Below are 23,675 nucleotides of genomic sequence, written 5' to 3'. Positions count from 1 at the left end.
TGTAGCTAACGCTATTGTGTTTATCTGGTTACAATTTAATCACTTTTAACGCAAAAAAACCGACTTCTTTCTCTGGCGGCGTTATGGCATAAGTGATGTTAAAATAATAATAGATATCTGCATGAAATGGTCTTATAACCGGAGTGAGGTATTGCTCCTGTATGGTTCTGTGAAACGATGGGCAGGCAATGGGTAACAACAACGATTGGCTGAATTTTGAACATTTAGTCAAAGATAAACAGAAAGAGGCGCTCAAACCGCCGTCTATGTATAAAGTTATACTTAACAACGACGATTACACACCGATGGAATTTGTGATTGACGTTCTGCAAAAGTTCTTTTCTTATGATATTGAACGTGCAACACAACTGATGCTCAATGTGCATTATCAAGGAAAGGCGATTTGCGGTGTTTTTACTGCTGAAGTTGCAGAGACGAAAGTCGCACATGTAAATCAATACGCCAGGGAGAACGAGCATCCATTGCTTTGTACGCTGGAAAAAGCCTGATTAAGGCAATTATTGGGAGGTGCCTATGCTCAATCAAGAACTTGAACTCAGTCTCAATATGGCTTTCGCCAGAGCGCGTGAGCACAGACACGAGTTTATGACCGTGGAGCACCTATTGCTGGCATTGCTAAGCAATCCGGCTGCGCGGGAAGCGCTGGAGGCGTGTACGGTTGATCTGGTAGCGTTACGCCAGGAGCTGGAAGCGTTTATCGAACAAACCACACCAACATTACCTGTTAGCGAAGAAGAGCGTGACACCCAGCCTACGCTCAGTTTCCAGCGCGTGTTACAACGTGCAGTTTTCCACGTCCAGTCCTCTGGGCGCAATGAAGTCTCGGGTGCCAACGTGTTGGTCGCCATCTTCAGTGAACAAGAGTCTCAGGCGGCCTACCTGCTGCGTAAGCATGATGTCAGCCGTCTGGATGTAGTGAACTTTATTTCCCACGGCGCTCGTAAGGACGAACCGGGTCAAGCACCGAATGCAGAAAACCCGGTAAATGAAGAGCAGGCAGGAGGGGAAGACCGTATGGAAAACTTCACCACCAATCTGAATCAACTGGCTCGCGTGGGGGGCATTGACCCACTTATCGGTCGCGACAAAGAGCTGGAACGGACTATTCAGGTATTGTGCCGTCGGCGTAAAAACAACCCGCTGTTGGTCGGAGAATCCGGTGTCGGTAAAACGGCTATCGCGGAAGGCCTGGCCTGGCGTATCGTGCAGGGCGATGTTCCTGAAGTGATGTCGGAATGCACTCTGTACTCACTGGATATCGGTTCACTGCTGGCCGGAACCAAATACCGTGGTGACTTTGAAAAGCGTTTCAAAGCGCTGCTGAAACAGTTAGAAAATGACAAAGACAGCATCCTGTTTATCGATGAAATTCATACCATTATCGGCGCAGGTGCTGCCTCCGGTGGGCAAGTGGATGCAGCTAACCTGATTAAACCACTGCTTTCTAGTGGCAAGATCCGGGTCATTGGCTCTACCACTTATCAGGAATTCAGCAATATCTTTGAAAAGGATCGCGCACTGGCACGGCGTTTCCAGAAAATTGATATTACTGAGCCGACACCGGAAGAGACCGTTCAGATTATTAACGGCCTGAAACCGAAATATGAAGCACATCATGATGTGCGTTATACCGCGAAAGCGATACGCGCAGCGGTGGAGTTGTCGGTTAAGTATATTAATGACCGCCATTTACCGGATAAAGCCATTGATGTGATTGACGAGGCTGGTGCTCGTAGCCGCCTGATGCCACTTAATAAACGTAAGAAAACTGTCAATGTGTCGGACATTGAATCCGTGGTGGCTCGTATCGCCCGTATTCCTGAGAAGACCGTCTCTGCCAGTGATCGCGATGTGCTGAGAAATCTGAGTGATCGGCTGAATATGTTGGTATTCGGTCAGGATAAAGCTATTGATGCGCTATCCGAGGCGATCAAAATGAGCCGCGCAGGATTAGGGCATGAGCATAAGCCGGTCGGATCGTTCCTGTTTGCTGGCCCAACAGGGGTAGGTAAGACGGAAGTTACGGTGCAATTGGCCAAAGCACTGGATATCGAACTGCTGCGTTTTGATATGTCTGAATATATGGAGCGCCATACTGTTAGCCGCCTGATTGGTGCGCCTCCGGGTTATGTAGGTTACGATCAAGGTGGTCTGTTGACCGATGCGGTTATCAAACATCCTCATGCAGTTCTGCTGCTGGATGAAATTGAAAAAGCCCATCCAGATGTGTTTAACCTGTTACTACAGGTGATGGATAACGGCACTCTGACGGATAACAATGGGCGTAAAGCTGATTTCCGTAACGTCATTCTGGTGATGACCACCAATGCTGGTGTGCGTGAAACGCAACGGACCTCAATTGGTTTTAAACAGCAAGATAACAGCACTGACGCACTGGAAGAGATCAAAAAAGTGTTTACCCCGGAATTCCGTAACCGGTTGGATAACATTATTTGGTTCAACCACTTATCACCTACCGTTATTCAGCAGGTGGTCGATAAATTTATCGTTGAGTTGCAGGCGCAGTTAGATGCTAAAGGCGTATCACTGGAAGTCAGTGAAGAAGCCCGTAATTGGTTATCTGATAAAGGCTATGACAAAGCGATGGGTGCACGACCAATGGCGCGGGTGATTCAGGAGAATCTGAAGAAACCACTGGCAAACGAGCTGTTGTTTGGTTCTCTGATTGATGGTGGCTCGGTCACTGTTGGGCTGGATAAAGAAAAACAACAACTGGCTTATGAGTTTCAGAGTGCACAGAAACGCAAAACTGAAGGTGCCGTTCATTAAATGTAAGATGTCCGAAATAAGTGGCGTTGCAGTCGATGGCAAATGAAAGATTCCCGATGAGCGAGTATTGAGTGATTCGGGGGATATCGGCGTTACACGGCTACTGCGTCAAGTATACCGGGCAATAAAAAAGGGCGATAAGCTATAAACTTATCGCCCTTTTTGTTTTCCACGATTAGTGACTTTTGCATTTTGCTGTTGATTTCACGATGAATAAACCTACTCAATCGATAAAAAAAAGAAAACGCAAAACGCCCTTGCCATAAATGGGAAGGGCGCCGGAGGGGGACTACATCCTCAGAGCTCGCCAGTCTTAAACTGGCGACAGATTAGCCGATTAACGGCTACGGAAGACAATGCGGCCTTTGCTCAGGTCGTACGGGGTCAGCTCTACAGTGACTTTGTCACCCGTCAGGATGCGGATATAGTTTTTACGCATTTTACCGGAGATATGAGCGGTTACCACGTGCCCGTTTTCCAATTCAACGCGGAACATGGTGTTCGGCAGCGTATCAAGAACGGTGCCCTGCATTTCAATATTGTCTTCTTTGGCCATCGAATCCTCTAGGTGTTACTACCTTAGTTTTTAACCGGCAAGATAATGCCGAAAAACCCACATTATGTAAAGAAGTGTTGGCGGTCATCGCACCATTTCAGCAAAATTAGTCTGCCGGTAAGAGGGGATAAAGCCTAATGTGGGGTACTTTCTCAACGGTTGATCTTTACTGCATCGCGGATGAAAAATTCAACGATTGCGGTAACCAGCATTCAGCCGGTAGTGGACTAAACTGGAGTTGACTCAACTGCTGCATAAAAAAGTTTCGTGGGATCTCAATCGCACCCAGCGACGCAGTGTGAGCGTTGAGGACCTGACAGTCAATCAGTTCTCCACCTTGACGGGTAAAATGATGACAAAAAACCATTAATGCGCTTTTTGAAGCATTGTCAGCTCGGCTAAACATCGATTCTCCGCAAAACAGTTTACCCACTGCAATGCCATATAATCCGCCAACCAGTTCATTTTCCAACCAAACTTCAACTGAGTGCGCGTGCCCTAATGCATGTAATTGGCAATAAGCTTGCTGTACATCCTCGCCAATCCACGTCCCCTCATCACGTTGCGCAGCACAAGCGCTGACCACATCGGCAAAAGCATGGTTAAGTGTGAGGCGATAAGGACAACGGCGCAGAAAGCGGCGCATGCTGCGGCTAATATGCAAATCTTCCGGGAATAACACCGCGCGCGGGTCCGGCGACCACCATAGGATCATCTCTCCGGGGCTAAACCAAGGAAAAATTCCCTTCTGGTAAGCTGCCAGCAGGCGAGGAGCGGCTAAATCGCCCCCAAGAGCCAGCAAACCATTAGGTTCGCGCAGAGCCAGCTCAGGTGAGGGGAATGCAAATGACTGAGAAGATAGCTGTGTAATGCGCATAAATCCCCCTGATGATATCTTCAGGCTCATAGCCTTCGTACTTGAAGCCACAGCGTTGTTAGCTGCTACGCTAAGTTCGCTGGGTATAATAAATAACAATGAATACCACTTTTTCTTCAGTGGTTTTTATTCATATTAGCGCGAATTATGCTAATTACCTGCTCGCATCAGGTGACTCATTCACAATTCACGCAGCCCAGTGTTCAATGGCGTTGATGGAATTGGTAATAGCGCCCTTTGTGTTGCAATAAACTGTGGTGATTGCCTTGCTCGACTATCTTGCCACCATCCATCACGCAGATTCGATCCATATATTCCAGACCGTATAAACGATGAGTGACCATGATCAGGCTCTTGTGCTGACAGTGTTGGCGCAGCAGAGCCAGAATTTGTTGTTCTGTTTCAGCATCTAACCCTTCGGTAGGTTCATCAAGTAGCAAAAGAGGCGCAGGATGTAGCAAGGCACGGGCAATTCCTAAACGACGCTGTTCACCGCCAGAGAGTGGCCGGCCGCCATCCCCCATCCAGGCATTCAGTCCCTCACTGTTATCAAGTAAGTTGGCTAACCCGACGTGTTCCAAAACTGTTTTCAACTGTGCATCAGACGCCGTAGGGCAAGCCAGCAACAGATTTTCACGTAATGTACTGCTGAAGACATGTACCCGCTGGCTGACCACTGTCATCATCTGGCGCAAGGTATTTCCGTCATAATTGGCCAATGGTTCCCCATTAAGCGTGATACTTCCTTGGCTGGCATCCCAGGCCCGGGTTAATAATTGTAACAGTGTGGATTTTCCACAGCCTGTGCGCCCAAGTAGCGCAATATGCTCCCCTGCGGCCAGTGACAGAGATATATTCTGCAAAACGGGTAAGGGCTGCTGTGGGTAGGTAAAACTCAACCCTGTCACTTCTAGCGCCACCTGTGCGGCCACCTCTGGACCATTGGTCGGGAATGTCACTTCAGGCTGTTGTTCCATCAATTGCGCAACGCGGGTCGCAGAAGCGATAACTTGTCCCAAGTGTTGGAATGCACCAGCCACCGGCAGCAAGGCTTCAAATGCGGCTAAAGAGGTAAAAACAAAGAGCGCCAGTAATGCGCCTGGTTGATTATTCCCGCCAATACCTCCAGCGGCGAGCCATAAAATTAGCGTGACCGTTAGGCCAGTAGCCAGAATCATTAGCGCCTGCGCTAAACCAGCCAAGGATGCTTGCTGTTGTTGGCGTCTCATCCAGCGTTGTTCAATATCCTGCAACGAGGCACGGAATTGCTGTAACGCACCGAATACCAATAACTCTGCCTGCCCCTGTAACCAAGAGGTCAGTTGCGAACGATAGAGACCACGCAGGTCCGTCAGGTCACGACCAATGGGCTTACCGGCACGATAGAAGATCAATGGGACGAGTAGTAATAACCCCAGCAGAATTGCACCGAGTGTCAGGGCCAGATTGACATCCAGATAGCTCAAACCAAACGTCACGGCAGCAATAATTGCGATGGCGGCCACCAGCGGTGAAATGACGCGCAGATAGAGATGATCGAGGGTATCAACATCGGCGACCAACCGGTTCAGCAGTTCACTTTGGCGAAAACGGGCAATACCGGCAGGGGAGAGTGGTAGGATCTTCTGGAAAGCGAAGACCCGCAGATGTGCCAGTACACGGAATGTCGCGTCATGGCTGACAACTCGCTCTGCGTAGCGGCCCGCCGTACGGGTAATTGCGGCCCCTCGGACACCGGCAGCCGGTAGCAAGTAGTTAAACGTATATAATCCAGCAGGGCCAGCGATGGCGGTACCCGCAAGGAACCAACCTGATAATGTCAGCAAGCCGATACTGGCCAGCAGCGTGACAATTGCCAGCACGATACCCAGACAAATCAGGAACCAATGGCGGCGATACAACGCCAAAAAAGGAAGAAGTACGCGCATAATTAAAGCTCCTCACTGCGATGGGACAGCAGATTGGCAAATGAACCGTCAGACTGGCTGAGGGTGGAGTAATCACCTTGCTGAATCAGAAGGCCACTATCCATTACCCAGATTTGATCATAACCCAGCGTATCTTCTAACTGATGGGTAACCAGTAGCGTCGTCTGCCTGCGAGAGGCTTCCTCTAGTGCTTTCATCACCAATTGTTCACTGTGAGCATCAAGGCTGGCGGTGGGTTCATCCAGCAGCAATAAGCGGCACGGATTCAGTAAGGCGCGGGCAACGGCAACACGTTGCGCCTGCCCAACGGAGAGACGTGCAGAATGGTCGCCGACTTCAGTATTCAGCCCTTGTGGCAAATCAGCCAGGAATTCATTGATATAAGCACGCTCTACCGCCTGTTGCAATTGGCTGTGTGACGCATCTGGCTGGCCCAGCAAAATGTTGGCCGCCAGCGTCTGTTCCGGCAAATGTGGGTTTTGGCCAACCCAGCTTAATTGCCTACGCCACGCTGGTGCTTCCAGTTCGCGTAATTCAACCCCGTTCACTTTCAGTGAGCCGCGATAGGGTAAAAAGCCCAGCAGCAGGTTGAGTAATGAACTTTTACCTGCGCCACTCAGACCAACAATGGCAACGCGTTTGCCTGCGGGTAATAAGAACGTCAACGGTCCGGCCAACCGGGTGCCATTAGGGGCCAGAATTTCCAGTTGGTCGGCTTCTAGGGTGATAGCTTGGTTACCCGGCAGCACTTGGTCACCTTGGCCAATCGCTTCGCCTTCACTACTCAAAAATGTGACCAGCGATTCTGCTGCGCCAACTGCCTGAGCTTTTGCGTGGTAAAACGTGCCTAAATCTCTCAGCGGTTGGAAGAATTCAGGGGCCAGGATCAATACCAAAAAACCCGCAAACAGGGTGACGCCAAAACCATAACTACCAAAATTCAGTTCACCCAAATAGGAAAAACCAAAGTAGACGGCAACCACGGCAATAGAGATGGCGGCGAAAAACTCTAATACGGCTGAAGATAAGAATGCCATACGCAGCACTTCCATGGTGCGGCGGCGGAAATCTTCTGAGGCATCACGAATTTGGTCGGTTTCTGCTTTAGCGCGGTTAAATAACCGTAACGTGTCTAATCCGCGTAAGCGATCAAGGAAGTTGCCACTCAACCGTGCCAGTGCGACAAAGTTACGCCGATTGGCGTCGGCGGCACCCATCCCGACCAGTGCCATAAACAGCGGGATCAATGGCGCGGTGACAAATAAGATCAAACCTGCCGCCCAGTTGATAGGGAAGACGGCAATCAGGATAAGCAATGGAATGAATACGGCCAGATACATCTGTGGCAGATAGCGGGAGTAGTAGTCCTGCATATCTTCAATTTGTTCCAGAATGATGGTTGCCCAACTGCCCGCGGGCTTACCTTTCACCCACGCAGGGCCGAGCTGTTCTAATCGGTCTAAAACGACATTACGGATCTGCTGGCGAACTTTCATTCCGCAGATAAATCCCACCCGTTCGCGCAACCAACTGATCACGGCGCGCAATGCAAAGGTTCCGGCCAGTAGCCAAAAATCAGCAGTCAATGCCGATCGGGGGAGTTGGTCGATAATCAGAGATTGCAGCAGGGTGGCCAGTAACCATGCCTGAGCGATGATCAATAACCCGCTGAGGAGGCCAAGTAACATGGACAGGCGGAGCCAACGTTGCGCGGGGGCGCTTTGTTTTTTCAGCCAACGAATCAACTCATACTGTCTTGTTTTATTCATCAGGCAATTTATCTGCGCAGGGAGCTAGAAAATATCAAAAAGTGTTTGTCACCGCTGACGGTGGCAAACTCGCGAAAGGCAATATTACCTTGTCATGACGAGAGGTGAAACCATTAGGTTGTGATAGTCGCCGCATTCCACAACAGGAGTAATTTACTGTTTTTAATTGGGATGCGGGCGAGTGAAAATAAAAAACGGGTGGTTCACTTATCGTAAACCACCCGCCACATAGCGCTTGGATCCCCATGCGGAATCGTTACTTATCGTTTACTAGCCCATCCAGATAGCGTTCTGCATCCAGTGCCGCCATACAGCCGGTACCGGCGGAGGTAATTGCCTGGCGGTAAATATGGTCCATAACATCGCCTGCAGCGAACACACCCGGAATGGAGGTTTGTGTGGCATTACCTTGCAGACCTGACTGAACTTTGATGTAGCCGTTTTCCAGTGCCAGTTGACCATCAAAGATGGCGGTATTTGGGCTGTGGCCAATCGCAATGAAGACGCCAGCAACAGCAATCTCTTCTGTCTCACTGTTTTTGGTGGATTTAAGGCGGACACCGGTGACACCCATGTCATCACCCAAAACTTCGTCCAAGGTGCGATCAGTGTGCAATACGATGTTGCCGTTTTTTACTTTTTCCATCAGGCGATCAATCAGGATTTTCTCTGAGCGGAAGCTATCACGACGATGAATTAAATGAACTTCAGCTGCGATATTCGCCAGATACAACGCCTCTTCAACCGCAGTATTACCGCCACCGACTACTGCCACTTTCTGATTCCGATAGAAGAAACCATCACAAGTTGCGCAGGCAGAGACCCCTTTGCCTTTGAAGGCTTCTTCTGACGCCATTCCCAGATAGCGGGCAGAAGCCCCTGTAGCAATAATCAGCGCGTCACAGGTGTACTCAGCACCATCACCAAACAGGCGGAATGGGCGGTTTTGCAAATCCACGCTATTGATATGATCGAATAGAATCTCTGTTTGGAATTTTTCTGCATGCTCATGCATCCGCTCCATCAGAGCAGGGCCAGTCAATCCTTCAGGATCACCAGGCCAGTTCTCCACGTCGGTCGTGGTGGTTAACTGACCGCCTTTCTCCATTCCGGTAATCAATACAGGTTTCAGGTTGGCGCGTGCAGCATAAACCGCCGCAGTGTAACCCGCAGGGCCAGAACCCAGAATAATCAATTTGCTATGTTTAGCCGTGCTCATGAATACCTCTTTCCCACAATGGCGGACAATGTTAGCGATTGTAGGGAAAATTGGGCATTAAAAAAAGCAGACAAAAATGTTGTTAGCGATTTGTTTGATAGGTGATGCCTATTTAATGAACTAAATGTATTAAGAATCGGCAGTTAGCGGTGAAGCGACGTCAGGCTACGGGCAAATTGGACCCAAATTAATTTTTACGTTACGCGCCAACTCGCGCTGAAAAGCTTTGACCCTATAAAACATGTGGCTTGCAAGCCGATTGAGCAAAAAATAGCCATGACACTAAACCACCTTTTTGCACCATTTTATAGCAAATTTAGGGCGAAAAAATAGCTAAGGGAAACACTCTGGGATTTTAATTCTGGCACGTTCTACTGATTTAACTTCTTTTACTTTGACAATCGGCTGTGCATTTGCGAAAACATCAGTGGAAGAAGAAATTATCTGCGCGCCATAAATTTCAGATTTGGTATCAGTGATGCCAAGCGAAAACCCTGGAACGTTTTCGATTAATGCTGGATGGCGTGTGAAGTAAGTTCTCGAACAACTGTAGGGGGGAGTTTCTACGGCGGTTCGTGATGTGCTATCTCTTCCTCAACGCTAATAATCATCGAGTACCTCGCATACAGTTGGACAGACAGGGTGTGAGATAACAACGTGTTGATATATTTGCATAAAACAGGCTGCGGGTCGTTGTCTGTAGCAGGCTCGAAGTATAAGCACGATGAGAGCATGTCACAGACTCAAGGAAATTAAGAGAGACTATAAGATGATAGATAATAAAAAACGCCCGGGGAAAGAGCTTGATCGTATAGATCGTAACATCCTGAATGAATTACAAAAGGATGGGCGTATCTCTAACGTTGAGCTTTCAAAACGAGTAGGATTATCACCAACACCATGTTTGGAACGGGTTCGCCGCTTAGAGCGTCAGGGCTTCATCCATGGTTATACAGCACTGCTTAATCCACAGTATTTGGATGCGTCGCTGCTGGTTATCGTTGAGATTACTCTGAATCGTGGCGCTCCGGATGTGTTTGAGCAATTTAATGCCGCTGTTAAAAATCTTGAGGAAATTCAAGAGTGTCACCTGGTTTCCGGCGATTTCGACTATTTGTTGAAAACCCGCGTACCTGATATGTCTGCTTACCGTACATTACTCGGTGAGACCTTGCTTCGCCTGCCGGGCGTCAATGACACCCGTACCTATGTGGTCATGGAAGAAGTGAAGCAGAGTAACCGCCTAGTCATTAAAACGCGGTAAACAGGCAAGTGCAAAACCTGAGTAATTTGGTTACACTCCTGTTTATTCATACAGTTTCAACGCCGGGAGGGTTCTCGGCGTTGTCACTCATACCAGTTAACAGGAACCTGGAGAGCCTTTCTTGAGCCAGGAATATACAGAAGATAAAGAAGTTACCCTGAAAAAACTCAGCAGCGGGCGTCGTTTACTTGAGGCGGTTTTGATTGTGGTAACAATTTTGGCAGCCTACCTGATGGCGGCGCTGCTCAGTTTTAATCCTTCGGACCCAAGCTGGTCCCAGACTGCATGGCACGAGCCTATCCACAATCTTGGTGGGGGTATTGGTGCCTGGATGGCCGATACACTGTTCTTCACCTTTGGTGTTTTGGCTTACGCAATCCCTGTGATTATGGTGATGTTGTGCTGGGCGGCTTTCCGTCAGCGCGATGCCAATGAACACGTCGATTACTTTGCTCTTTCTTTACGCCTGATTGGCACATTAGCCCTGATTTTAACGTCATGTGGCCTGGCTGCATTGAATGTTGACGATCTTTATTACTTTGCCTCTGGTGGGGTAATTGGCAGCTTGTTCAGTAATGCCATGTTGCCGTGGTTCAATGGTGTCGGGGCAACACTGACATTGCTCTGTATCTGGGCTGTTGGCCTGACGCTGTTTACCGGCTGGTCATGGTTGGTCATTGCTGAGAAAATTGGCGGGGTGGTCTTAGGCTCACTGACATTTATGACTAATCGCTCACGTCGTGAAGAACGCTATGACGATGAAGATGACGATTATCAGGTTGAAGATTCCGACGTTGCTGAACAAGAGCAGGGGGCGGCTTCAAATAAAGCGCTAGCAGTAGGCGCGGCTAGCGCCGCACTTGCGGCATCTGCGGCTCATGCTGACGACGACGTGCTATTCTCCGCGCCATCAGCAACCGACGCCATCGCCAATGTGCCTGAGCCGGCCTTATCCCCAGTGCCTGGGTCCAATGGCGACTATGATCCTCTATTAAGCAGCCTGCGGGCAACAGATGATGACTATCAACCTGCTCCTGGGGCGATAGCCGAGTCTGTTAGCAGCCATAGCACGGCACCGATGACGGCTAACTCGACAGCGACACCGCCGTTATATTCGTTTGAAATTCCGCAAGAGACGCCATCACCGGTTCAGACTCGCGTTGCCACGCCTGTTGAGCGGCCAGAGCCACAAATGGGGGCATGGGATGTACCACCTGCACCTGTCAGCCATTCGCCGTTCGATTTCTCAACAGCACAGCGCCATAGTGATCAGGTCGATAGCGTTCCTAATACGAACACTGGTTTTGGCCGTGCCCTTGATGGTTTGGCCGCAGTAAGTTCGGCCAGTGATCCACTGATTAGTGACCCATTGATCAATAGCAGCTTGTCAAATAACCCATTGTCTCATCACGGTTTGTCGGGAACAGCCATCGCCGCTGCGAGTGCAGCAGCGACGTTTATGCCAGCATTTACTGCTACTAGTGACACCGGTTCTCAGGTAAAACAGGGCATCGGTCCTGAGTTACCACGGCCTAACCCAGTGCGTATTCCAACGCGGCGTGAGTTGGCCTCTTACGGTATCAAGTTGCCTTCACAACGTATGGCGGAGCAGGAACAACGCGAACAAGAAGCGCAAAATCCTCAGGTTAATGCAGCGTCGTTCGACAGCGAGCCTCTATCAGAAGATGATGATGCGTTGCAGCAGGCTATATTGCGTAAAGCGTTTGCCGACCAGCAGTCCGAGCGTTACGAGCAATCATCAGACGCAGGGGGTAATACGTTCACCGCCCCTGAGCCAGAAGATGAGCAAGCTTTAGAAGAAGCCGCATTACGGCAGGCATTCGCAGTACAACAACAGCATCGTTATGGGGCGGTTCAGCACCAAGACGCTATTCATCACCAAGACGCTACTCATCACAAAAACAGTGCCGCAGAAGGAATGCAGCCTGTTGATATCCGCCGCGCCTATACATTCTCGCCGGTCGCAGATCTTGTTGATGATAGCCCTCGTGAGCCCTTGTTTACGCTTTCTCCCTATGTTGATGAAGGGGAATCCACCGCTTCTCCAGACGCTATTTCGCCTGAGCAACCAGCGCAATATCAGCAGCCATCAGTGCATCAAACGCATTCAGGGCAAGCCACATCGGTGCCAGCACCCTATACGCAGTCTGCGGCAACGCCTACTTATGCACCGACAACAGCACATGCTCCGGTAATAGCCCCGTCTGCTGTTGAGCCAACAATACCGGTACCACCTGTCGCCCCGGTGCAACCAACGCCAGCAATGGACAGCTTGATTCACCCGTTCCTGATGCGTAATGATCAGCCGTTGATTAAACCGACCACACCACTGCCTACGCTTGATTTACTTTCTTCTCCGCCAGCGGAGGAAGAACCCGTTGATATGTTTGCTTTAGAGCAAACGGCTCGTCTGGTTGAAGCACGTTTAGGTGATTATCGGGTAAAAGCGGAAGTTGTGGGTATTTCTCCAGGGCCAGTCATTACTCGCTTTGAGTTGGATTTGGCTCCAGGTGTTAAAGCGTCGCGCATTTCCAATCTTTCCCGCGATTTGGCCCGTTCTCTATCAGCTATCGCCGTGCGTGTAGTGGAAGTTATTCCGGGCAAACCTTATGTCGGACTTGAATTGCCGAATAAGCATCGTCAAACGGTCTACCTGAGGGAAGTGCTCGACTGTGCCAAATTCCGTGATAACCCTTCTCCGCTTGCTATTGTGCTTGGTAAAGATATTGCCGGGCAGCCGGTGGTGGCAGACTTAGCCAAAATGCCACACTTGCTGGTGGCTGGTACTACCGGTTCTGGTAAGTCGGTTGGGGTGAACGCGATGATCCTCAGTATCTTGTATAAAGCTACACCGGATGAGGTGCGCTTTATCATGATTGACCCGAAAATGCTGGAGTTATCGGTGTATGAAGGCATTCCTCATCTGCTAACCGAAGTGGTTACCGATATGAAGGATGCCGCGAATGCATTGCGCTGGTGTGTCGGCGAGATGGAACGGCGCTATAAATTGATGTCGGCACTGGGCGTGCGTAATCTCGCAGGCTATAACGAGCGCGTAGCTCAGGCTGAAGCTATGGGGCGGCCAATCCCTGACCCATTCTGGAAGCCATCCGATAGCATGGACATCTCACCGCCGATGCTGGTGAAACTGCCTTATATCGTGGTGATGGTGGATGAGTTTGCCGATTTAATGATGACAGTGGGCAAAAAAGTTGAAGAACTGATAGCACGTCTGGCACAAAAAGCCCGTGCTGCCGGTATCCATCTGGTGCTGGCTACCCAGCGCCCATCGGTAGATGTCATCACCGGTTTGATAAAAGCTAACATTCCAACTCGTATCGCATTTACGGTTTCCAGTAAAATCGACTCACGGACTATCCTCGATCAGGGCGGCGCGGAATCACTGCTGGGGATGGGGGACATGCTGTATATGGCTCCAAACTCTTCGATTCCGGTACGTGTGCACGGTGCCTTTGTCCGTGACCAGGAAGTGCATGCCGTGGTTAATGATTGGAAAGCTCGAGGTCGTCCTCAATACATTGAGAGCATTCTTAGTGGTAGTGAAGAAGGGGAAGGCGGTAGTCTTGGATTGGACAGTGATGAAGAGCTGGACCCACTATTTGATCAGGCCGTGAACTTTGTGTTAGAGAAGCGCCGGGCGTCAATTTCTGGCGTGCAGCGCCAATTCCGTATTGGGTATAACCGTGCTGCACGTATTATCGAACAGATGGAAGCCCAGCAGATTGTGAGTACGCCGGGCCATAATGGTAATCGTGAAGTGTTGGCCCCGCCGCCACATGAATAGTCATATTTTGCTCTGAGGAAGTTAACATATACCCAATAGATTTCGAGTTGCAGGTAGGCGGCAACGAAATGAACCCAAGGAGTTGAGATAACTCAATGAGTTGGGTGACAAATCTGTCAGGAGCAGATTTGAACGCTGCTTGCCGCGGCCTCGCAGAGGCGAGGTCCATGGACGGGCCGAGTAGTGATGGCAGCCAACCCCCTGCATCTTGAAAGATGACGAGTATAGACAGGGCCGCTTTGCGGCCCTTATGCAAAGAAGCATAACCCCGTATTTATCAGAGAATTTTATAAGGTATTTAGAATAATGAAAAAACTGCTTGTTGCTTGCTGTCTGTTATCGGGTTTAATTTCAGCTTCAGTTCTGGCGGATGTCAGTACCGATTTGCAAGGTCGTCTGAGTAAGGTGAACAGTTTCCATGCTAATTTCTCGCAAAAAGTGACCAGCGCTGATGGCGCGACGGTGCAGGAAGGTGAAGGGGAGCTGTGGGTGAAACGGCCAAATCTGTTTAACTGGCATATGACCTCACCGGATGAAAGCGTACTTATCTCAGACGGGGAAACCTTGTGGTTCTACAACCCTTTTGTTGAGCAGGCCACGGCAACCTGGTTGAAGAATGCAACCGGTAACACCCCGTTTATGCTGATTACCCGCAACAACCCGGATGACTGGAAACAGTACAATGTTAAGCAGAAAGGTGATGATTTTGAACTGACACCTAAAAGTGCCAGCGGTAATCTGAAGCAATTTGCCATTACAGTTACGCCAACGGGGACTATCAAGAGTTTTACTGCGGTTGAGCAAGATGGGCAGCGCAGTGCTTACACCCTGAAAGGCCAGCAAAATAGCTCGGCTGACGCCAGCAAATTTAAATTTACCCTACCAAAAGGGGTGACGCTGGACGACCAGCGGCAGTGAGGTTTGTGTGAGTAATATGTCCCTCGACTTTTCCCAAAATGAGTTTCAGCCACTGGCCGCGCGGATGCGGCCTTTGACGTTGGATCAATATATTGGTCAGCAACATTTGCTGGCACCGGGTAAACCGCTACCACGGGCAATCGTTGCGGGGCAGTTACACTCCATGATCCTCTGGGGGCCACCTGGAACGGGCAAAACCACATTGGCGGAAATTATTGGTCGTTACGGTCAAGCTGATGTGGAACGCATTTCTGCCGTGACCTCCGGTATTAAAGAGATTCGTGAGGCCATCGAACGCGCACGGCAAAACCGTGATGCTGGTCGGCGCACTATCTTGTTTGTTGACGAAGTCCATCGTTTCAATAAAAGCCAGCAGGATGCTTTTTTGCCGCATATTGAGGATGGCACTATTACCTTTATCGGTGCTACGACTGAAAACCCCTCGTTTGAACTGAATTCGGCATTGCTCTCCAGAGCGCGGGTTTATTTGCTTAAGGCATTAACCGCCGCAGATATCGAGAAAGTGATCGATCAAGCGATGTCAGACGGCAGCCGTGGCTACGGTGGGCAGAATATCAAACTGCCGGACGAGACCCGCCGCATGATGTCGGAGCTGGTTGGTGGTGATGCTCGTCGCGCGTTAAACAGCCTTGAGATGATGGCAGATATGGCAGAAATAGATGCCAACGGGGTGCGAGTATTAACCCCTGATTTGCTGAAAGAAGTGTCTGGCGAGCGGAGCGCCCGTTTTGATAACAAAGGTGATCGTTATTATGATCTGATCTCGGCGGTGCATAAATCCATTCGCGGCTCGGCCCCGGATGCGGCGCTATATTGGTATGCGCGTATTATCACCGCAGGGGGGGATCCCCTTTATGTCGCCCGCCGTTTATTGGCTATTGCCTCGGAAGATGTCGGTAATGCGGATCCACGCGCTATGCAAGTGGCTATATCAGCGTGGGACTGTTTTACTCGAGTCGGTCCGGCAGAAGGTGAAAGGGCGATTGCTCAGGCCATTGTTTATCTGGCTTGTGCACCAAAAAGTAATGCGGTTTATTCCGCGTTTAAAGCAGCGATGCAGGACGCGCGTGATAAGCCTGACTTTGATGTGCCAGAACACCTACGTAACGCACCGACCAAACTGATGAAAGAGATGGGGCTTGGGGCGGAGTACCGATATGCCCATGATGAACAGCATGCTTATGCTGCGGGTGAGAACTATTTCCCGCCAGAAATGGCCGCGACTCGCTACTATTCACCCTCATCCCGTGGTCTGGAAGGTAAAATCGGTGAAAAGCTGGCATGGTTGGCTGAGCAGGATCAAAATAGCCCGATAAAACGCTACCGCTAGTCTTGCTGTTGCGGTAAGGTTAGCGCTATATGGTAAGTGGCTGTTTATACCGCTTATGTCATGAAATTCTCCTTTAATAACCATTATGCCCAAAATAGTTGAAGTGGCAGGTAGGCAGCAAGTAAGCGAGTCTCGATGAGTTTACTGAGGTAAGTGATTCGGGTGAGAGAACGCTGCTAATACCGCTGCAACTTCAAAGATGAAAGGCATTCTATAACTACAAGCACAGGACTAGCATGCTCGATCCCAATATGCTGCGCAATGAGCTAGACGCAGTCGCCGAAAAACTTGCTCGCAGAGGTTTTAAACTTGATGTTCAGATGTTGCGCCAACAAGAAGAGCGCCGCAAAGTTTTACAGGTTGAAACAGAAAGTCTGCAAGCAGAACGTAACTCCCGATCGAAATTGATTGGTGCGGCCAAGGCGCGTGGCGAAGATATCGAGCCATTACGTCTGGAAGTAAATGCGCTGGGTGAAAAGCTGGATGCGGCTAAGGCCGAGCTGGACAAACTGCAAAACGAAATCCGCTTACTGGCGTTGTCTATTCCTAACCTGCCGGATGATTCTGTCCCTGTGGGTAGAGATGAGAAAGACAATCTTGAAGTCAGCCGTTGGGGTGAGCCGCGTAAGTATGATTTTGAAGTGAGAGATCACGTCTCGCTGGGCGAAATGGCCGGTGGCCTTGATTTTGCTGCCGCAGTGAAGCTGACCGGTGCGCGTTTTGTGGTAATGAAAGGGCAAATAGCCCGTATGCACCGTGCGTTATCCCAGTTTATGCTGGACCTGCATACCGAAAAACACGGTTATCAAGAAGCTTATGTTCCTTATCTGGTTAACCATGCCACTTTGTACGGTACTGGCCAGTTACCTAAGTTTGGTGAAGATTTATTCCACACCAAACCGCTGGAAGAAGAGTCAGATAGCAGTAACTATGCACTGATTCCGACCGCTGAAGTGCCGCTGACCAATCTGGTACGCGATGAGATTCTGGAAGAAGACACTCTGCCATTGAAAATGACGGCCCATACCCCATGCTTCCGTTCTGAAGCGGGTTCCTATGGTCGTGATACCCGTGGCTTGATTCGTATGCATCAGTTCGACAAAGTTGAGATGGTGCAGATTACTCGTCCGGAAGATTCGATGGAGGCGCTGGAAGAGTTGACCGGTCATGCAGAGAAAGTTCTGCAATTACTGGACCTGCCATACCGCAAAGTGCTGCTGTGTACTGGTGATATGGGCTTTGGTTCCAGCAAGACTTACGATTTGGAAGTATGGCTGCCAGCGCAGGATACTTACCGTGAAATCTCTTCCTGTTCTAACATGTGGGATTTCCAGGCGCGCCGTATGCAAGCTCGTTGCCGCAATAAAACCGATAGAAAAACCCGTTTAGTTCATACCCTGAATGGTTCTGGTTTGGCGGTTGGCCGCACCCTGGTTGCAGTGCTGGAAAACTACCAGCAGGCAGATGGCCGAATTGAGGTTCCAGAAGTATTACGCCCATATATGGGTGGCCTGGACTTTATCGGTTAATAACATACGGATTAATCACTAATCCAATATGCAGAAAGCGCCTCAGGGCGCTTTTTCTTTTTGGCGTATAGCCAGAGTAAAGGCTGAAGATTGTCAGTAGGTGCTTCCAACATATTGTGCTATCCCCTCCCGCGCAGTAATTGACTTTTATATCGCCGGTGGCATGATGCGCTCACTTTTATCGTCCCGACGGCTCCTGTCTTATTATGTCCGCATATTCTCGCCCGGTTCTGCTTCTGCTCTGTGGGCTTTTGCTGTTTACGATTTCTATCGCGGTGTTAAATACATTGGTTCCCTTATGGTTATCTCATCAACAATTGCCAACCTGGCAGGTGGGGATGGTTAGCTCGTCTTATTTTAGTGGGAATCTGGTTGGGACATTGATTGCGGGGCGCTTGATCCAGCAATTTGGATTTAATCGCAGCTACCATTACGCCTGTTTTTTATTTGCGTTGGCGACTTGCGGATTAATGCTATCAGTGGATTTCTGGAGTTGGCTGGGATGGCGCTTTTTGGCGGGCGTCGCCTGCGCTCTGATTTGGGTCATTGTTGAGAGTGCGTTACTGCGTAGTGGCACGTTAACCAATCGTGGGCAACTGCTGGCGGCTTATATGATGGTCTATTATCTGGGAACCGTCACCGGGCAATTATTATTAGGTGTCGTGTCAACGCAATTACTCAATGTTATCCCTTGGGTCAGTACATTGGTCATTACGGCCATGCTGCCGCTGTTGTTTGCCCACTTCTCGCATCAGGGTAGCAGTGAGTCCTCACACATTGCCATTTGGCCGATGCTTAAGCGCCGTAGCGCTCGCCTGGGCATTAATGGCTGCATTATCTCAGGGATACTGTTAGGTTCGCTCTATGGCCTGTTGCCGCTCTATCTATCACATCAGGGCATGAGTGATGCCAGCGTTGGATGGTGGATGGCTTTACTGGTTAGCTCAGGCATTATCGGTCAATGGCCGATAGGCAAAATGGCGGACCGTTATGGTCGTTTACTGGTGCTGCGCATTCAGGTGTTTGTCGTCATCCTCGGCAGTGTAGCTATTTTAGGTAATTATGCCCTGGCTCCGGCATTATTTATTCTGGGATGTGCCGGTTTTACCCTTTATCCGGTCGCCATGGCCTGGGCGTGTGAAAAGGCCAGTGCTGATGAGTTAGTGGCGATGAATCAGGCATTACTGATGAGTTATACCCTCGGCAGCCTGACCGGCCCAACCATGACTTCCCTGCTGATGCAGCGCTATTCCGATAATTTACTGTTTATCATGATAGCCGCTGTCGCCTTAGTGTATTTGATGATGTTGCTGCGTAAGCCAGGTAAACAACAGACCCCTTACGCTGCCATATAACAACCAAAAAAATACCGCCAGTGGCATAACCCAATTTGGCGGTATCTATGGGGATGCGTTAATTAACTGACTACGCCCCCCTTCTTGTTTGAAGTTGCCGCACCATTAGCTGCTTGCAACTGTAATGACTTAATATATTACTTTGTGACCATAGCTTTCGAGAATGCCTTTCACCCGATCCATGATCTCTGCGGTAGGGGGCTTCACCCCATCCAGTTTGTATTCTTCACCCATGGCGACCCATTTGTGCTTACCCAACTCATGGTAAGGCAGTAATTCGATTTTCTCGATATTGGTCATGTTCTGGGTAAACTCGCCTAACATGTGCGCCGATTTATCATCATCTGACCAACCCGGCACCACCACATAGCGGATCCAGGTTTTCTGGTTACGTTTTGCCAAGTAACGGGCAAACTCCAGTGTTCGATGATTCGATACCCCCACCAGATTCTGATGCACACTGTCATCCATCTGTTTTAAATCCAGCATCACTAAATCTGTGGCATCAAGTAACTCATCGATGACCGGATCATAACGGCGTACAAAACCATTGGTATCCAGACACGTATGGATACCAACTTCATGACACGCACGAAACCAATCGCGCACAAACTCGGCCTGCAAAATAGCTTCGCCACCTGATGCAGTCACACCGCCGCCAGATGCATTCATAAAGTGGCGATAGGTGATGGCTTCTTTGACTAATTCTTCAACGGTAACTTCTTTACCGCCGTGGGTATCCCAAGTATCACGGTTATGGCAATACAGGCAACGCATCAAGCAGCCCTGGAAGAATACGATAAATCGGATACCCGGGCCGTCAACAGTGCCACAGGATTCGAATGAGTGAATACGACCAAGTACTGACATAGCAGGATTTCTCCAACGCTGGATGAATAAAGGCCCCACTAAAGTGGAGCCTTTAAGTTTATGCCATTTTACTGCGGCAGGGAATTATATCGACTGTGTAAAGGTACGAGTAATTACATCCTGCTGTTGTTCTTTGGTCAGCGAGTTGAAACGTACTGCGTAACCCGATACACGGATAGTCAACTGCGGATATTTTTCCGGGTTTTCCATCGCGTCTAACAGCATTTCACGGTTCATTACGTTCACGTTCAGGTGTTGACCACCTTCGATGGACGCTTCGTGATGGAAGTAACCATCCATCAGACCGGCCAGGTTAGCTTTACGTACTTCGTCATCTTTGCCTAATGCGTTTGGCACGATAGAGAAGGTGTAAGAGATACCATCTTTCGCGTAAGCAAACGGCAGTTTAGCAACCGAAGTCAGAGAGGCAACAGCACCTTTCTGGTCACGGCCATGCATTGGGTTAGCACCTGGACCGAATGGTGCACCAGCACGGCGACCATCTGGGGTGTTACCGGTTTTCTTACCATAAACCACGTTAGAGGTGATGGTCAGCACGGACTGAGTTGCCACTGCACCACGGTAAGTACGCAGCTTCTGAATTTTCTTCATGAAGCGCTCAACCAGGTCACAAGCGATATCATCAACGCGTGAATCGTTGTTACCAAACTGTGGATATTCGCCTTCGATGTTGAAGTCGATAGCCAGGCCGTCAGCATCACGGATGGTGCTTACTTTGGCATACTTGATAGCAGACAGGGAGTCAGCAGCAACAGACAGACCTGCAATACCACATGCCATAGTACGGTAAACATCACGGTCATGCAGTGCCATTAGCGCAGCTTCATAGCTGTACTTGTCATGCATGTAATGGATGATGTTCAGCGCGGTAACATATTGTTTAGCCAGCCAATCCATAAAGTGGTCCATGCGTTCCATGACTTTGTCATAGTCCAGCACGTCATCCATCATTGGCGCTTCTTTCGGGCCAACCTGGATCTTCATTTTTTCATCAACGCCGCCGTTGATTGCGTACAACATGGTTTTCGCCAGGTTGGCACGGGCACCAAAGAACTGCATTTGTTTACCGACAATCATCGGGCTAACACAACAAGCGATAGCATAGTCATCGTTGTTGAAGTCAGGGCGCATCAGATCATCGTTTTCATATTGCACAGATGAAGTATCGATGGAGACTTTAGCCGCATACTTTTTAAAATTCAGTGGCAGCTTTTCAGACCACAGAATGGTCATGTTCGGCTCTGGAGACGGCCCCATAGTGTACAGGGTGTTCAGGAAGCGGAAGCTGGTTTTGGTCACCAGAGTACGGCCATCAACGCCCATACCGGCCAGAGACTCAGTTGCCCAGATTGGGTCACCAGAGAACAGTTCATCATACTCAGGGGTACGCAGGAAGCGAACCATACGCAGTTTCATAACCAAATGGTCAATCAATTCCTGCGCTTCAATTTCAGTCAGCTTACCTTCTTTCATGTCACGTTCGATGTACACGTCAAGGAAGGTAGATACACGACCGAAGGACATTGCCGCACCGTTTTGGGATTTAACCGCAGCTAAATAGCCGAAGTAGGTCCACTGTACTGCTTCACGGGCGTTAGTTGCCGGACCTGAGATATCACAGCCATATTTGGCCGCCATTTCTTTGATTTGAGCCAGAGCACGATGCTGTTCAGCAATTTCTTCGCGCAACTGGATAGTCATTTCCAGGTCTTTGCCGTTTTCCAAATCATCTTGCAATGAATTGAACTGAGCCAGTTTGTCTTTCATCAGGAAGTCGATACCGTAAACGGCTACACGACGATAGTCACCGATGATACGGCCACGGCCATAGGCATCTGGCAAACCAGTCAGTACACCAGATTTACGGCAGTTCAAGATGTCTTTGGTATAAACGTCGAACACACCTTGGTTGTGTGTTTTACGGTAATCGGTGAAGACTTTTTTCAGTTGTGGGTCAAGTTCACGACCATAAACTTTGCAAGAGCCTTCTACCATTTTAATGCCACCGAATGGGATCAGTGCACGTTTCAATGGTTTTTCAGTCTGCAAGCCAACGATGGTTTCCAGATCTTTATTAATATAGCCAGCATCATGAGATGTGATGGTTGCAGCTACGTCGGTATCGAAATCAACTGGCGCATGGGTGCGGTTTTCCAGTTTGATGCCTTCCATAACCTGCGCCCACAGTTTGTCGGTCGCATCGGTAGGGCCGGCAAGGAAGGACTCATCGCCTTCATAAGGGGTATAGTTCTTCTGGATGAAGTCACGAACGTTTACACCGTTCTGCCAGTCACCCTTGGTAAAACCTTGCCATGCTTTGGCCAATTTTTCATTAAGTTCGGTCATAATGCATCTACCTTTTAATGTTAATTTCTTCGAAAACCAGACGTAGCGGCCACATATTAATGTTGCTGGTCACCGCGCAGATAAATTACCCAATAAGTCAACCCAACCAATAATCCGCCACCAATGATGTTACCGATGGTGACTGGGATCAGGTTATCAATAATAAAGTTACTTACGGTTAAGTGAGCAAATTGCTCAGGTGTTGATCCTATGGATTGCCAAAACTCAGGCGAAGCGAAATTTTTAATCACAATGCCCATAGGAATCATAAACATATTTGCGATGCTATGCTCAAAGCCGCTGGCAACAAACATCCCCACCGGTAAGATCATTGCGAACATTTTATCCATTATGGTACGGCCGGAGTAACTCATCCATACCGCCAGACAGACCATCAGGTTAGCTAAAATACCCAAACACACTGCTTCAATAAAAGTATGGTGCAATTTATGGTCGGCTGTTTGCAAAACATTCAGACCCCATTGACCATTCGCCACAGTATGTTGGCCTGCGAACCAAATAAGACACACAAAGAACAGTGCACCGAACAGATTCCCAATATAGACATTAACCCAGTTACATGCCAATTGACGCCATGTGATACGGCCGCTGGCTTTAGCGACAGTTGTGAGTACGGTCGATGTGAAGAGATCACCCCCACACACCACCACTAACATTAGCCCCAGGGAGAAACAAATACCACCAACCAATTTGGCAAAGCCGAAAGGCACGCCAGCAGTACCGGTAGTCGCTGTAATATAAAAAACAAACGCAATTGAAATAAACACACCAGCAGTAATCGCTAAATAAAAGGTTTTTAGCGGATGCTTGGTGGCTTTATAGACACCGGCATCTTCGGCTACTTTAGCCATTGCCGCAGGTAATAATGCATCGAAGGGGTTGTCAGCTTTCACACTAACTCTCTCTTAAGGGTTAATAAAGCACAACGAGATACTAGCAAAGCAGTATAGCGTGAAAATTGATATGGATCATATTGCGCGAGTTTAGTTAGCTGTGAAACACCATAAAATATAG

Annotated in this window: 16 protein-coding genes; 8 read left to right on the top strand and 8 right to left on the bottom strand. The window is 49.2% G+C overall.

What is annotated here, in order from left to right; all coding sequences use genetic code 11:
- The first annotated feature begins 188 nt into the window (after nucleotides 1-188).
- Nucleotides 189-509, top strand: coding sequence for an ATP-dependent Clp protease adapter ClpS (clpS, locus tag V1952_RS03015; RefSeq protein WP_005184739.1), 321 nt, complete (start codon nucleotides 189-191; stop codon nucleotides 507-509).
- Nucleotides 510-534: 25 nt separating this feature from the next.
- Nucleotides 535-2,811, top strand: coding sequence for an ATP-dependent Clp protease ATP-binding subunit ClpA (gene clpA / locus V1952_RS03010; protein ID WP_420074296.1), 2,277 nt, complete (start codon nucleotides 535-537; stop codon nucleotides 2,809-2,811).
- Between the two features lie 337 nt (nucleotides 2,812-3,148).
- Here the strand turns inward: clpA and infA are convergent, their stop codons facing one another.
- The 5 genes from infA to trxB all read right to left on the bottom strand — a co-directional run bounded on the left by infA (nucleotide 3,149) and on the right by trxB (nucleotide 9,160).
- Nucleotides 3,149-3,367 carry a translation initiation factor IF-1 gene (infA, locus tag V1952_RS03005; protein WP_002211347.1) on the bottom strand — a complete coding sequence of 73 codons (219 nt, stop codon included), beginning with the start codon at nucleotides 3,365-3,367 and terminating at the stop codon, nucleotides 3,149-3,151.
- A 166-nt stretch (nucleotides 3,368-3,533) separates the two neighbouring features.
- A complete protein-coding gene (gene aat / locus V1952_RS03000) occupies nucleotides 3,534-4,244 on the bottom strand; it encodes a leucyl/phenylalanyl-tRNA--protein transferase (RefSeq protein WP_083158424.1) in 711 nt (236 codons plus the stop codon).
- Nucleotides 4,245-4,447: 203 nt separating this feature from the next.
- A complete protein-coding gene (cydC, locus tag V1952_RS02995) occupies nucleotides 4,448-6,172 on the bottom strand; it encodes a heme ABC transporter ATP-binding protein/permease CydC (RefSeq protein WP_420074295.1) in 1,725 nt (574 codons plus the stop codon).
- 2 nt (nucleotides 6,173-6,174) lie between these two features.
- A complete protein-coding gene (gene cydD, locus V1952_RS02990) occupies nucleotides 6,175-7,941 on the bottom strand; it encodes a heme ABC transporter permease/ATP-binding protein CydD (protein WP_372559345.1) in 1,767 nt (588 codons plus the stop codon).
- A 256-nt stretch (nucleotides 7,942-8,197) separates the two neighbouring features.
- A complete protein-coding gene (gene trxB, locus V1952_RS02985; RefSeq protein ID WP_372559344.1) occupies nucleotides 8,198-9,160 on the bottom strand; it encodes a thioredoxin-disulfide reductase in 963 nt (320 codons plus the stop codon).
- 769 nt (nucleotides 9,161-9,929) lie between these two features.
- On the opposite strand from trxB, the gene lrp reads away from it, so the two are divergent.
- The 6 genes from lrp to V1952_RS02955 all read left to right on the top strand — a co-directional run bounded on the left by lrp (nucleotide 9,930) and on the right by V1952_RS02955 (nucleotide 19,403).
- Nucleotides 9,930-10,424 carry a leucine-responsive transcriptional regulator Lrp gene (gene lrp / locus V1952_RS02980; RefSeq protein WP_002211340.1) on the top strand — a complete coding sequence of 165 codons (495 nt, stop codon included), beginning with the start codon at nucleotides 9,930-9,932 and terminating at the stop codon, nucleotides 10,422-10,424.
- 121 nt (nucleotides 10,425-10,545) lie between these two features.
- Nucleotides 10,546-14,250 (top strand): DNA translocase FtsK 4TM domain-containing protein, encoded by a 3,705-nt coding sequence (locus V1952_RS02975; RefSeq protein WP_420074294.1) that lies wholly within the window; start codon nucleotides 10,546-10,548, stop codon nucleotides 14,248-14,250.
- A 306-nt stretch (nucleotides 14,251-14,556) separates the two neighbouring features.
- The gene (gene lolA, locus V1952_RS02970; protein WP_083158429.1) at nucleotides 14,557-15,168 is read left to right on the top strand and encodes an outer membrane lipoprotein chaperone LolA; all 612 of its coding nucleotides are present in this window, start codon (nucleotides 14,557-14,559) and stop codon (nucleotides 15,166-15,168) included.
- 7 nt (nucleotides 15,169-15,175) lie between these two features.
- The gene (locus V1952_RS02965; RefSeq protein ID WP_372569320.1) at nucleotides 15,176-16,519 is read left to right on the top strand and encodes a replication-associated recombination protein A; all 1,344 of its coding nucleotides are present in this window, start codon (nucleotides 15,176-15,178) and stop codon (nucleotides 16,517-16,519) included.
- A 236-nt stretch (nucleotides 16,520-16,755) separates the two neighbouring features.
- Entirely contained in the window at nucleotides 16,756-18,048 is a 1,293-nt protein-coding gene (serS, locus tag V1952_RS02960) for a serine--tRNA ligase (RefSeq protein WP_372559341.1), read from the top strand.
- Nucleotides 18,049-18,254: 206 nt separating this feature from the next.
- Nucleotides 18,255-19,403 (top strand): MFS transporter, encoded by a 1,149-nt coding sequence (locus V1952_RS02955; RefSeq protein ID WP_372559340.1) that lies wholly within the window; start codon nucleotides 18,255-18,257, stop codon nucleotides 19,401-19,403.
- Between the two features lie 129 nt (nucleotides 19,404-19,532).
- On the opposite strand, the gene pflA is transcribed toward V1952_RS02955, so the two are convergent.
- The 3 genes from pflA to focA form a co-directional block, all read right to left on the bottom strand.
- Complete coding sequence (gene pflA, locus V1952_RS02950) at nucleotides 19,533-20,273, bottom strand: pyruvate formate lyase 1-activating protein (RefSeq protein WP_372559339.1); 741 nt, start codon at nucleotides 20,271-20,273, stop codon at nucleotides 19,533-19,535.
- Nucleotides 20,274-20,357: 84 nt separating this feature from the next.
- A complete protein-coding gene (pflB, locus tag V1952_RS02945) occupies nucleotides 20,358-22,640 on the bottom strand; it encodes a formate C-acetyltransferase (RefSeq protein WP_083158433.1) in 2,283 nt (760 codons plus the stop codon).
- A gap of 56 nt (nucleotides 22,641-22,696) precedes the next feature.
- Nucleotides 22,697-23,554: a formate transporter FocA gene (focA, locus tag V1952_RS02940; RefSeq protein WP_050084953.1), complete on the bottom strand. Its 858-nt coding sequence runs from the start codon at nucleotides 23,552-23,554 to the stop codon at nucleotides 22,697-22,699.
- Nucleotides 23,555-23,675 lie beyond the last annotated feature (121 nt).

The organism is Yersinia sp. 2542 StPb PI (genome assembly GCF_048593855.1).
Classification (GTDB): Bacteria; Pseudomonadota; Gammaproteobacteria; order Enterobacterales; family Enterobacteriaceae; genus Yersinia; species Yersinia enterocolitica_E.
The sequence above is the reverse complement of the archived record's forward strand: the minus strand, read 5'-3'. Positions and strand labels throughout refer to the sequence as shown.